The following is a 12,077-nucleotide window of genomic DNA, read 5'->3' as shown; positions in this document are numbered from 1 at the left end:
TTAATGCGAACGCTCACTGCCATGTAGTATTTCCAGCTCTGGATTGGCGCATATGCCACACAAATACTAACTCTCACTTTGATAACCTGGTATCTCTTATAAGTGGTAGTGCATGCTCTTTATCTAATAGAATTATACCCGTTGCAAATCTTCCTGATACCGCTACAGGCATAGATGCCATACCTGTTGCTACTGTGTTATACCCCAGAAAGTCTACGTACAACCTGAGAAAATATTCTTTACCCGCGACGAAGTCGCCTACAAATTGTGAATTCGATACACCAGCATCAAACCACCATTTTGATTCGATGGCATGTTTGCCAGGAGCTATCTCGGACTCTAAATATCCGCGTTCACGAAGATTGCCAATCTTATCGCCGTCTATCTCGATCGATGCACTTCGTGCTTCAGCTCGACTATGGGTCCTGAAAATATATACTTTTACCATGTCACTTCGATGCGCTGGCTTTTCAGTGAAAGCTGGACCAGTCGCAGCACAAGAGGCTAAAAGTGCTAATGATATTAAAATAATTAGCCGCATTTTGAATCTCCATTACCTATCAACAGTAAGATAAATGATATATATCAGATCTAAGTATCACGATTAATTAATAGGCACGATACGTTTTAAGTATGAGAGTCGCTTAAAATCCACGATATTTAAAGTTTCAGTTTCACAATCTGTGACCCAATTGACCTGTCACCCATTTTGACTACCACAGTGGTCTTAGTAAAGTCTGCTTTCGGCCAGAACCCGTCGTCTAGCATTCCCGTCATTCCGGCATGCGCCGGAATGACGAAATACCATACATCCGAACGATCGGATAGAATAACGTGAACGGCAATTTCGGGTCGATTCAAGACTAATTAGAATTTACTTGTCAATGAAAGACGAATCGACGGATATGGTAGCGGACAAGTCGCGGGCTGGTGTTATTCCTCCGGACCAACCAGTAAATGGCAACGCGCCGTATGCCCTTCACTTAACTGCACCACCGGCGGATATGACTCACGGCAGGCATCGAAGGCCTGCGGGCAACGGGGGTGGAAATGGCAACCGGCAGGTGGATTCGCCGGTGAGGGCAAGTCGCCTTCCAGTCGAATGATCTCGCGCTGCGTATCCTTGTCCAGCGTCGGCACTGCAGACAGCAGGGCCTGCGTGTACGGATGCTGCGCATTGTCCAGTACATCACTGACGCTGCCCTCTTCCACAATACGCCCAAGGTACATCACCGCCACACGGTCGGCGAGGTAGGATACAACCGAGAGGTCATGGGTAATGAACAGGTAGGAAAACCCCAGCTCACTTTGCAGGTCTTTCAGCAGGTTCAGGATCTGCGCCTGCACTGAAACATCCAGCGCACTGGTCGGTTCATCACAGACAATCAGTTTTGGATCGACGGCAAGCGCACGGGCTATGCATATACGTTGGCGTTGACCACCGGAGAACTGGTGGGGATAGCGACTACGGTGTTCAGGGCGAAGACCGACCTGGTCGAGCAACTTGTCGGTACGACGGCGGCGTTGTGTTGCATCACCACCGATACCCTGCGCGATCATACCCTCTTCGATGATGTCGCCGATATTCATACGCGGATTCATGGATGAAAACGGATCCTGGAAAATAATCTGGAACTCCGAGCGGCGTTTGCGCAAGGCTTCCCCCCGCAATACTGTCAGGTCGGTGCCCTCGAAACAGACCGATCCACCGGTCGGTTTCAGCAATTGCAGGATACCTTTGCCGGCGGTTGTCTTGCCGCACCCGGATTCACCAACCAGTGCAACCGTTTTACCACGGGGAATTGACAGGCTGACCCCATCGACTGCGCGCACGTAGCCCACGGTACGGCGAAACAGACCTTTCTGGATCGGGAAGTACACTTGCAGGTCGCGGGTTTCCAGCAGCTCGTCACCTGCACCCACAGCCGTTGCTGCAACCTTCTCCACTACGTTATCCGGCCGGGAAGTGGCGGATTCCGGCACACTGCGTGTCGGGTCGGCAAGGTGGCAACGCATACCACGGTCACTTCCCTCGTCAAACCAGTCAGGGGCAACCTGCCTGCAAACGTCCCAGGCACGGTCACAACGCTCGGCGAAGCGGCAGGCATGGAAAACCTGGTTGAGCGGCGGCACGGTACCGGGTATCACCGTCAGCCGCTGCTCGCGCTTGCTGCTATCGGGTAACGCTGCAAATAACCGCTGACTGTAGGGGTGATGCGGGTCACTGTAGAAGGCATCACGGGGGGCCTGTTCGATGATCTGTCCGGCATACATCACTGCAACGTGATCCGCCATGCCGGCGACCACGCCAAGGTCGTGTGTAATCAGCAGCACGGCCATACCACGTTCACGTTGTAACGCTGCAATCAGTTCCAGCACCTGTGCCTGGATGGTGACATCCAGCGCCGTTGTCGGTTCGTCGGCAATCAGCAGGTCCGGGTCACCGGCCAGTGCCATGGCAATCATCACCCGCTGTTTCATACCCCCGGACAGCTGGTGCGGGTACTCATCATGGCGCCGTGCGGCATCAGGTATGCCGACGGCATCGAGCAGTCGAATCACTTCCTGTCGCGCTGCGTCGCCTTCCAGCCCCTTGTGCAAGGCCAGGCTTTCACTGATTTGTTCACCGATGGTCATGACCGGGTTGAGGGAGGTCTGCGGTTCCTGGAAGATCATGGCTATGCGCGCACCACGTATACGGCGCATACCGGATTCCGGCAATGCCAGCAGTTCTTCGCCGTCGAGCTTTACCGAGCCTGCAGTAATCTCGCCGGCGGGTTGCGGTAACAGGCGTAACAGTGACAGTGCGGTCATGGATTTCCCACAACCGGACTCTCCCAGCAGGGCAAATGTTTCGCCGCGCGCTATGCTGAAACTTATGCCATCCACCGGGCGCACGGCATTGTCGCCGCTGCCGAGGCGGACTTTCAGGTCTTTGACTTCGAGGAGTGTCCGGGTCATGGGTTATCGCCGCATTCTTGGGTCAAAGGCATCGCGCACCGCGTCGGAAAACAGGTTGGCTGCCAGCACCAGGGTAAACATAAACGTGAACGCGGCCAGTAATGACCACCACACCATGGGTTCACGCGCCATTTCCAGCCGCGCACGGTTGATCATATTACCCCAGCTCATGGTGGTCGGATCGACACCGACACCAACGTAGGACAATACCGCTTCGGCCAGCACCAGGCCGCTGAAATCAATGACCACGGCAATGAGCACCAGGTGCATCAGGTTCGGCAGCAGGTGACGGACCATGATGACCAACCGCGGTACGCCAAAGGCATTCGCTGCCTGCACATAATCGAGTTCGCGCAGCTTGAGTGTTTCCCCTCGCAGCAAACGGCACAACCCGGTCCAGCTGGTGATGCCCAGGATCAGACACAGGAACAGCAGGCGCAGGTCGGCACGCTCGGCCATGGTTTCAAACAGTTCCGGGTGCGTGTCCATGTACACCTGCATCATCAGCACGGAGGCGGCAATCAGCAACACGCCGGGGATAGAGTTCAGCGTGGTATACAGATACTGGATCACGTCATCGACCCAGCCACGGAAATAGCCGGCCATCATGCCGAGGAACACGGCAAACGGCAGCATCACCAGTGTGGTAAGCGTACCGATGACCAGGCCAGTACGGATGCTCTTGATGGTCTGGTAGAGTACATCCTTGCCCACTTTGTCGGTACCCAGGACATGCCAGGCACTGGCAAGGTTTACAATCAGCGCGGCAAGCAGGGCAAACAGGAACAGGGTGAACAGTCCTGTGCGCCACGGAACCTCTGTCTTGCCGCGCAGGATACGTTGCACGGCTTCCCTGGCGGAACACGTCCAGTGCCGGGCAAGCAACAGTGACAGCACTACAGTCAGCCCCAGCATCACCAGGACAGCCTGTCCGGCAGATTTCAGGGATCGACGGGCAATGTCAGCCGCCCGATCCCGTTCAGGATTTTCGAGGTGCGCTCCCCCGTATTTCAGGCGGGGGAAAATCCGCCGTGATACACCCTTCTCATCGACCACAGTTTCACGTGTATATAGTGTTGTCGCAAACGGGGCGGAATAGGTTTTCTCCACCTGGGTCCCGACCCCACCGAGCAGGTCATCCAGAACACTGACGACTTCACCGGCGTATTGCATTTCGACCTGGCCATTCTGTACGGGCAGTGCCTTGCGGTAATGCATGGAATCGAGCAGACCGGTCAACGTGTAGAACGCCAGCACCACCAGGGAGGCAATGGCGATACGTCCCTTGACGACTTCCCGCCACGGCGCCCGCAAGTGTTCATGGCGTCGCGCATAAAGCGCGAAAGCAACGACTATCACCACCAGCAGGAACACCAGCGCGTCGGTCCACAGGATTACCGGCTTGATCATGACAGGCGTATCCTCGGGTCAACCAGCGTGTAGGACAGGTCGGTGAGCAGCAGGCCGATGATGTACAGCACCGAACCCAGGAACACCATGGCACGCACGATGGCAAAATCCTGTTTCTGGATAGCCTCGATGGTGTAGCTGCCCAGTCCCGGAATACCGAAAAAAGACTCCATGATAAGGCTGCCCATAAACAACAAGGGCAATATCACGACCACGCCGGTAAGAATCGGCACCATGGCATTCTTCAGCACATGAGTGAACAGCAGTCTAAGTTCCGGTAACCCCTTGGCCCGCGCAGTGCGCACGTAGTCGCGACCGATCTCTTCCAGAAAGATAGTCCGGTACCAGCGGCCACTGGAGCCCAGGCCGGAAAACACGCCTATCAGCACTGGCAACAACACAAAGCGCCATGCCTGCCAGCCCGGTTCGTAACCCGAGATTGGAACAAGATGCAGAACCTTGCTGAACAGGTACTGGCCGGCAATGATGTAAAACAGGCCCGAAATCGACATCAGTACAACCGTCAGCACTACGCCTGACAGGTCCAGGTAGGTACCACGGAAAAATGCCAGCAGCATGGCAAAGCTGATATGTACCAGCAGACCCAGCAGTAATGTCGGGATAGCAATGGCAAGGCTTGGCCACATGCGCTTGCTGATGTCATCACCGATGTTACGCCCTGCATCGGATGAACCGAAATCAAAGGCAAACAACCTGGCTGACTTGTCGAAGAAAATGGTGTCCGTCAGCTTCTCAGCGCCCTGCGCATCCCTGTTATACAGCAGGGGTTGATCATAGCCATGTTCGGCCTTCCATTTTTCCACCGCTTCCGCTGTGACATGTTTCATTCCGAGATGCATACGCGCCACATCGTCGGGACTGTTGACCACAAAGAACAATACAAAGGTAATCAGGTTAACGCCGATGAGAATCGGGATGGCATACAACAGACGACGAATGATATAGGCGATCATCTGTCTGTCTCCGCCAGCATGCGCCGGTTTTCGTGGCGCCTGTAACCGATCACAGCCGGAATCACCATCAACACCAGTAACAAACCCATCAGGCCCAGCGGCCAGACAATCGGCTTATTCCACTCACGCCGCTTTTGCTCGCGCACTACGGGGTCGATACGCTTGTATTTAAGCGTATTATTGGCCATCAGGTTGGGCTTGGCGTTGAAGTACCAGTCGTGGTACAGCACAAACTGCTTGGGATGGAAGCCAAATACCCACGGCGCGTCGCGGCGCAGGATGTCGACCATGCGATCAATAATGGCCTGGCGCGCCGGGCCATTGGGCATGTTTTTCATTTTGTCGAACAGGCGATCATATTCCGGATTACTGTAGTTGGCCGCATTCTCACCGTTCTTTTTGAACTTGGCATTTTTGCCATAGAGCAGGAACAGGAAATTTTCCGGGTCCGGGTAATCGGCATTCCAGCCCCACTGGAAAATCTGTGCCGTGCCCTTGAGCATCTTGTCCTGAAAACGATTGTAGTCGGTGTTACGAATCTGTAGCTGTATGTCCAGCTTGTTGAACTGTTTACGGATCCAGTTCTGGCGTGCAGAGTCATCCGGCCCGCCACCGGTGGCATCGAGGTACAGCACCAGCGGCTTGCCGGTTTTCACATCGCGGCCATCCGGGTAACCGGCTTCCGCGAGCAGGCGTCGCGCTGCTTCGATGGATTTACGCTTCGGGCCTTGCGGTGTCCAGTCATATACCCAGGGGTTTACGCCTTCCTTGCCTTCACGAAAACCGAAAATACCCGGCGGCAAGGGACTCTGTGCGGGAATACCACGCCCGTTGGCAAAGATAGAGATGTATTCTTCGTAGTCCATGGCAATGGCAATGGCATGGCGCAGCAGGCGTGCACGCTCACTGTTACCCCCCACAACCGGGTCAACCATGTTGAAACCCGTGTAATAGATCGAGGTTGAAACGGCCGTATTCAGGTGGATACCCTTGGCCTGGAGCTCCGGTGTCAGTGAGATAGAACCACCGCCACCCACCTGAATGGCCTGGTCGAAACTGTCCGAACTCACACCGGACGCATCGTAATAGCCCTGCAGGAACTTGTTCCATGTCGGGATAGCTTCTTTTTCCAGGCTGTAAATAACCTGGTCTATAAACGGGACGTTGCGACCGGCATCCTCAAGAAAACCCGCCTTCATATCAGCGGGCTCACCACTGTCCGGGTAAACCTCACCACGAAAATTCGGGTTGCGTTCCATCACCATCTGTCGGTTTGGATCATTTACCGTGAGCATGTAAGGCCCGGTGCCGACCGGGTACCAGTCCAGTGTGATGTTGCGTTCCTTCATACCCGGCTGGTTATAGAACACATCAGCCTCCCAGGGTACCGGTGCAAAAAACGGCATGGCCAGCCAATAACGAAACTGGGGGTATTTGCCACGCACCGTAATGCGATAACGGTAGCGGTCGAGTACTGTTGCGCCTTTCAGCGGGTAATCATCCAGCTTCAGTGTTAACGCTGCATTGGCTGATTTTTCACCTTCATCAACAGCCTTTTGCAACGTTACGGCATATTCTTCAAGGCCGACAATGTAGTCCGCCATTAAGCCGAAAATCGGTGAATGCAGGTGTGGATGTGCAAGCCGCTTGATCTCGTAAACATAATCGGCCGCCACCAGTTCGCGGCTGCCGGTCAGGGGGAAATCCGCAAGCGCACTGAAGTCATCACTGTCTGTGATATCGAGATCGTGATAAACAAAGGCCCCACTGGCATGTTTCGCAAAGGCGGGATGTGGCTGGTAACGGATACCTGGCTTGATCTCGATATCGTAGACGCTGTAGGCGATAGAGGTATCCGCTGCATCGTCGGACAGACGATTGCCCTGCTCATCCAGATAATAGGGTTCAGGCATCTGCGAAACAGTCAGCGGTTCCAGCTGGTAAGGTCGCTTCAGGAAATGATATTGCAGGGGCGGTTCGTAGATCTGGCCGGTAAACACCACTTCGTTTGAGCTGTACGACTGTGCCGGGTCCAGGTGTTTGGGCCGCGCGCTGAACGAGGAATAGAGAATATTCTTGCCCGCCTGATCGGGCGGATAGGGGCTGTTCCACGGCTGATCACCGCAGGCTGTAACGGCAATACTGACGAGGAACCATCCCAGCCCCCTGAGAAATCCGTCCAGCCTGTCGAACCGCGTGTGTAGCGCATGCATGAGCCCGCATTATAGGGTGCGCAGGCGGGCTTTCACAGGACTTCCCGTCGCCACGGTTTTCCGGTACCTTAGCGCCATCAAACTATCAGACAGAGGTCAGAAGCAGCCATGGGATTTCTAACCGGCAAACGTGCGCTCATCGTTGGACTCGCCAGCAACCGGTCGATTGCCTGGGGCATCGCCAAGGCCATGCAACGCGAAGGCGCCGAGCTCGCCTTCACCTACCAGAACGAGAAACTGCGCGACCGGGTGGAAAAAATGGCCGGCGAATGCGGAACGGAAATCATCGTACCCTGCGACGTCTCCGATGATGAGCAGATCGACGCCGTCTTCGACCACCTCGACGACTACTGGGACCACCTGGATATCATTGTTCACTCGGTCGCCTTCGCACCGCGCGCCGAGCTGGAAGGTGACTACCTTGAGTCCGTCAGCCGCGAAGGCTTCCGCGTTGCACACGAAATCAGTTCCTACAGCTTCTCTGCGCTGGCCAAGGCCGGTTGCCGGATGATGGAAGGCCGTGACGGCGCCCTGCTGACCCTGAGCTACTACGGCGCCGAGAAGGCCATGCCGAACTACAACGTCATGGGCCTCGCCAAGGCCAGCCTGGAAGCCAATGTGCGCTACATGGCACAAAGCCTCGGCCCGGATGGCATCCGCGTCAATGCCATCTCCGCCGGCCCGATCAAGACCCTGGCAGCGGCAGGCATCAGTAATTTCCGGAAAATGCTCGACCTGATGGAACGCACTTCACCCTTGCGCAAGAATGTCACCATCGACGAAGTCGGCAACGCAGCGGCTTTCCTCTGTTCTGACCTGGCGTCCGGTATCACGGGTGAAGTCACCTACGTTGATGCCGGTTACAACACCACCGGTATGCCTCCACTGGATGACTGAAGTCAGGGTGTCGAGGTGTTAGTCACCCCGTCATTGCGAGCAGCACAAAGCCATCTTCTGGAACCAGTGCGAGGCTGAAAAAGATTGCTTCGCTGCGCTCGCAATGACGAATTGGCTGGCACCAGCACGGAGCAAGTCGAGGGTGGGCGTGCGTTTTTTTCAGGCATCGATGCAGCCGAGCATCGCAGACATTTTGCGATCAAGCGAGCTTCTGTCTGAGCGGTTCGCACGCCAGCGCGGATCGTGAGTTTAGCGAGCGCGCAAAATGTCGAGAAGCGCAGGGAACCCGCGTAGCGGGCAAATCGCCGCCTGAAAAAAACGCACGCCCACCTTCGACGAAAAACATCAACCTTGTAAAACGCCCGTCTCCCCCTCGGTCCGGGCAATAATCACCGCCCCGCAGGAATCACTGAACACGTTAACCGACGTACGGAACATATCCAGGATACGGTCCACCGCCAGAATCAGGCCAATGGCCTCCACCGGTAGCCCGATCGTGGCAAGAATGATCGTGATCGCCACCAGGCTGGCCGCAGGGATACCTGCCACGCCAATCGATGTCAGCAAAGCCACCAACACCACGGTAAATTGCGTCACAAGATCAAGTTGCAACCCGTAGGCCTGTGCAATAAACATTGCCGCAACACATTCATACAGGGCGGTACCATCCATATTGACGGTAGCGCCGAGCGGCAAAACAAAACTCGCGGTGCGGTTGGACACTTTTGCATTGTCCCGCACGCATTCTATGGTCAATGGCAGGGTGGCTGATGACGAGGCCGTCGAAAAAGCGGTCAGCATGGCCGGCATCATGGCCTGGAACTGCTTCACCGGGTTGACCCGACCCACCAGCCATAACAGCAACGGGAGCGTGACAAGCACATGGAAGGCCAGTGCCAGCAGCACACTGAGGGTAAAACTGCCCAGGGTAAAGGCCAGCGCATTGAGCTGGTCAGGACCGATTTCGGCGACCGTCTTCGCCACCAGGCCAAACACGCCCAGCGGCGCAAACTTCATGATCAGGCCTGTCATTGCCATCATGACATCGGCCACGCCGGACCAGAACCGTGACAGCAAATCACCGGCTTCACGATCGATCCGTGTAAGAAAGTAGCCGAACAACAGACTGAAAAAGATCAGCCCGAGCATCTGGCCGTTGGCAGCAGCCGCCACTACGTTTGGCGGCACCATACTGAGGAAGACATCGGTCAGGTCTGAAGCAGAACGTCCCTGCACTTTCTGTGCGGCTTCATTTGCGGCCGCCTCACTCAAACCCAGCACTTCGCGTGCCGGTGTGCCGTCAATAATGCCGGGGTTAATCAGGTTGACGAACATCAGTCCGACCATGATCGCCAACAGGCTTGTTGTTAAATAAAACAGCAGGGTTTTTCCACTCAGCCGACCAAGCCCCTGCGTATTACCCAGGCCCGATACACCGGTGATAATGGTTGAAACGATCAACGGAACGATGATCATTTTCAGCGCATTCATGAACAATGCACCGATAAACTCGTAGACGGGATAAAGTGTAACGCCGAGAAGGTCGCCATCTACCCCGCTTAAACGCCCGGCAACCACCGCCAGCACCAGCGCAATCAGTATTTGCCAGTGGAGCTGGAGGCGCAACATGCGGCGCGTGCTTACTCGCTATCCTGCGGAATCACAATATCGGCCCGGGCACGCAGATCACGGATCAGGGTATCAAGTTCCAGTGAACGGTACATATTCTCGTAACCACGCGCCATCTGCGTTCGCTGCTCCGGTTTGAGTTCGGAAGGATCTCCATCAGTCACTGCAGTCAGGCGTATCAATGCAAAATCGCCGTTGGACAATGCAAAACTGTAATCCACCGGCTTGCCCTCCTGCGGGCGCGCAAGGGTGAACGCCTTGTGCATGACTTCCGGGTTGAAGCCGCCTGTTGCACGGGTAACTCCTTCCGCTTTTCTGTAAGCATAGTAGTCCTGGTTATTCAGTTCTTCCAGGGTTGCACCACCCTCTTCCAGGCGCGTCATAAGGCTCTCGCCACGGGAACGCGCGGCCTCGGCCGCCAGTTCCTGTTTAAGCCCTGCGATGACTTCATCGCGGACATCTTCAAGTGGCGCCTGGTGCTCTGACTGCCGTTCCTCGACCCTTACCACAATCACATCGTTAGGGCCGACTTCTACCGGTTCACTGTTATTACCGCCTTCCAGCACATCATCGGAAAATGCCGCTGCGACCACTTTCGGGTATTGACCGATACCGGGACCACCTTTCGCATCAAGCCAGTCAGACGACTGGACTTCCAGGCCGAGCGCTTCGGCAGCTGCGTCAAGTGAGTCAGGATTCTCATAACTCAGGTTAGTCAGCTGCTCGACCTGCTCGTAGAAAATCTCATCAATCTTTTCCTGCTGCATTTCACGTACGAGGTCATCGCGAATTTCGGCGAGTGGGGGGATTTCACCGCCCTTCACATCAGTCAGCTTGATGATATGGAAACCGAACTGGGTGCGGATTGGCTCGGAAACGTCACCTTTCTCCATGGCGAACACCGTTTTATCGAACTCCGGCACCATGTCTCCAGTGTTGAAGAATCCCAGGTCACCACCCTGCTTTGCTGAACCTGGATCGTCGGAATTTTCCTTCGCCAGTTCGGCGAAGTCGGCACCAGCGGCCAGCCTTGCGCGTATAGCATCCGCTTCGGCCCTGGCTTTTGCTACTGTTTCCTCATCAGCATCAGCTGCTACTGAAATGAGAATATGGCTGGCACGACGTTGCTCTTTGGTCTTCAACGACACCTTGCGCGCTTCGTAATAAGCTTCCAGGTCGGCTTCGTTGACTTCCAGTGAATCTCCAAGCCCGTCACTGTTCAAACGCAGGTAGGAGAGTTTCACCCGTTCCGGCACAATGAAATCGTCGATGTGCTTCTCGTAATATGTCTTGATCTGTTCCTCGTTGATCTTGACTGTGGACTCAAACGGCTTGGCAGATACAATCAGGTAGGCAAAATCACGTTTCTGGTTTTGCAGCCGGTAGGCGCGATCGAGCTCGCCCGCTGTCACAAAAACCGTCCCGCCCACACCACTCAGTAACTGTTCGGTCAACAGACTGTTGCGAGTCGCATATTCAACCTGTGAAACAGTTTGTCCACGACGTGTAACAAGGTCGCGGTAGCGCTTTTCGGAAAATTCCCCATCTTCCTGGAAAGCCGGTATGGCGTGTATCTGTGCGGCCAGCAATGCATCACTGATCGTCAGCCCGTTATCACGCGCAGCCTGCAGTAACAGCTCACGGTTGATCAATCCATCCAGCGCCTGCTTGCGCAGCAGAGCGTCATCGATCAGCGCAGGGTTATAGGCATCGCCCATCATTTCCTGCATGCGTGCACGCTGTTGCTGGTAGGCCTGCTGCAGCTCCCGGGGAGATATCTCTGTATCGTTGACCTTGGCCGCATAGACCTGGCTCTTGTCCTGCAGGTAGGACCCCAGCCCGAAGAGAGCAAAGGTCATGATCACGAGTCCGATTATGACCCAGCCCAACCAGCCCATGACCCGTTCGCGAAACGCTTGCAACATAGGTAAATCCCGCTTATCCGTGTTTTATGTGTTTTTGAAGTAAAGGCGCATTATAGCGCCCTGAAAAT

At 55.3% G+C, this 12,077-nt stretch carries 8 protein-coding genes; 1 reads left to right on the top strand and 7 read right to left on the bottom strand.

Annotated elements, in window-relative coordinates:
• Positions 1-73: 73 nt before the first annotated feature.
• From DFR30_RS05205 to DFR30_RS05185, 5 genes are all read right to left on the bottom strand, one after another.
• Positions 74-541, bottom strand: coding sequence for a DUF2846 domain-containing protein (locus tag DFR30_RS05205; protein ID WP_132971653.1), 468 nt, complete (start codon positions 539-541; stop codon positions 74-76).
• A 392-nt stretch (positions 542-933) separates the two neighbouring features.
• Entirely contained in the window at positions 934-2,961 is a 2,028-nt protein-coding gene (locus DFR30_RS05200; protein ID WP_132971652.1) for an ABC transporter ATP-binding protein, read from the bottom strand.
• Positions 2,962-2,964: 3 nt separating this feature from the next.
• Entirely contained in the window at positions 2,965-4,371 is a 1,407-nt protein-coding gene (locus tag DFR30_RS05195; RefSeq protein WP_132971651.1) for an ABC transporter permease, read from the bottom strand.
• Entirely contained in the window at positions 4,368-5,345 is a 978-nt protein-coding gene (locus tag DFR30_RS05190; RefSeq protein ID WP_132971650.1) for an ABC transporter permease, read from the bottom strand. The genes DFR30_RS05195 and DFR30_RS05190 overlap by 4 nt, the downstream gene beginning before the upstream one ends.
• Positions 5,342-7,558 carry an ABC transporter substrate-binding protein gene (locus DFR30_RS05185; protein ID WP_132971649.1) on the bottom strand — a complete coding sequence of 739 codons (2,217 nt, stop codon included), beginning with the start codon at positions 7,556-7,558 and terminating at the stop codon, positions 5,342-5,344. The genes DFR30_RS05190 and DFR30_RS05185 overlap by 4 nt, the downstream gene beginning before the upstream one ends.
• A gap of 108 nt (positions 7,559-7,666) precedes the next feature.
• Between DFR30_RS05185 and DFR30_RS05180 the strand changes: the two genes are divergently transcribed.
• The gene (locus DFR30_RS05180) at positions 7,667-8,455 is read left to right on the top strand and encodes an enoyl-ACP reductase FabI (protein ID WP_132971648.1); all 789 of its coding nucleotides are present in this window, start codon (positions 7,667-7,669) and stop codon (positions 8,453-8,455) included.
• Between the two features lie 345 nt (positions 8,456-8,800).
• Here the strand turns inward: DFR30_RS05180 and DFR30_RS05175 are convergent, their stop codons facing one another.
• Together DFR30_RS05175 and DFR30_RS05170 are read right to left on the bottom strand one after the other, a co-directional pair.
• On the bottom strand, positions 8,801-10,084 hold the full coding sequence (locus DFR30_RS05175) for a dicarboxylate/amino acid:cation symporter (protein ID WP_132971647.1): 1,284 nt from the start codon (positions 10,082-10,084) through the stop codon (positions 8,801-8,803).
• Between the two features lie 11 nt (positions 10,085-10,095).
• Positions 10,096-12,009: a SurA N-terminal domain-containing protein gene (locus DFR30_RS05170; RefSeq protein ID WP_132971646.1), complete on the bottom strand. Its 1,914-nt coding sequence runs from the start codon at positions 12,007-12,009 to the stop codon at positions 10,096-10,098.
• Between the last annotated feature and the right edge of the window lie 68 nt (positions 12,010-12,077).

The organism is Thiogranum longum, assembly GCF_004339085.1.
In the GTDB taxonomy this organism is placed as follows: Bacteria; Pseudomonadota; Gammaproteobacteria; order DSM-19610; family DSM-19610; genus Thiogranum; species Thiogranum longum.
This window is presented reverse-complemented; position numbering and strand designations above follow the sequence as displayed.

What these genes read in the sequence shown, in the direction of transcription:
- DFR30_RS05190 (WP_132971650.1), bottom strand. Translation starts at nt 5,345, where the DNA reads ATGATCGCCTATATCATTCGTCGTCTGTTGTATGCCATCCCGATTCTC.
- DFR30_RS05205 (WP_132971653.1), bottom strand. Translation starts at nt 541, where the DNA reads ATGCGGCTAATTATTTTAATATCATTAGCACTTTTAGCCTCTTGTGCT.
- DFR30_RS05195 (WP_132971651.1), bottom strand. Translation starts at nt 4,371, where the DNA reads ATGATCAAGCCGGTAATCCTGTGGACCGACGCGCTGGTGTTCCTGCTG.
- DFR30_RS05170 (WP_132971646.1), bottom strand. Translation starts at nt 12,009, where the DNA reads ATGTTGCAAGCGTTTCGCGAACGGGTCATGGGCTGGTTGGGCTGGGTC.
- DFR30_RS05200 (WP_132971652.1), bottom strand. Translation starts at nt 2,961, where the DNA reads ATGACCCGGACACTCCTCGAAGTCAAAGACCTGAAAGTCCGCCTCGGC.
- DFR30_RS05185 (WP_132971649.1), bottom strand. Translation starts at nt 7,558, where the DNA reads ATGCATGCGCTACACACGCGGTTCGACAGGCTGGACGGATTTCTCAGG.
- DFR30_RS05175 (WP_132971647.1), bottom strand. Translation starts at nt 10,084, where the DNA reads ATGTTGCGCCTCCAGCTCCACTGGCAAATACTGATTGCGCTGGTGCTG.
- DFR30_RS05180 (WP_132971648.1), top strand. Translation starts at nt 7,667, where the DNA reads ATGGGATTTCTAACCGGCAAACGTGCGCTCATCGTTGGACTCGCCAGC.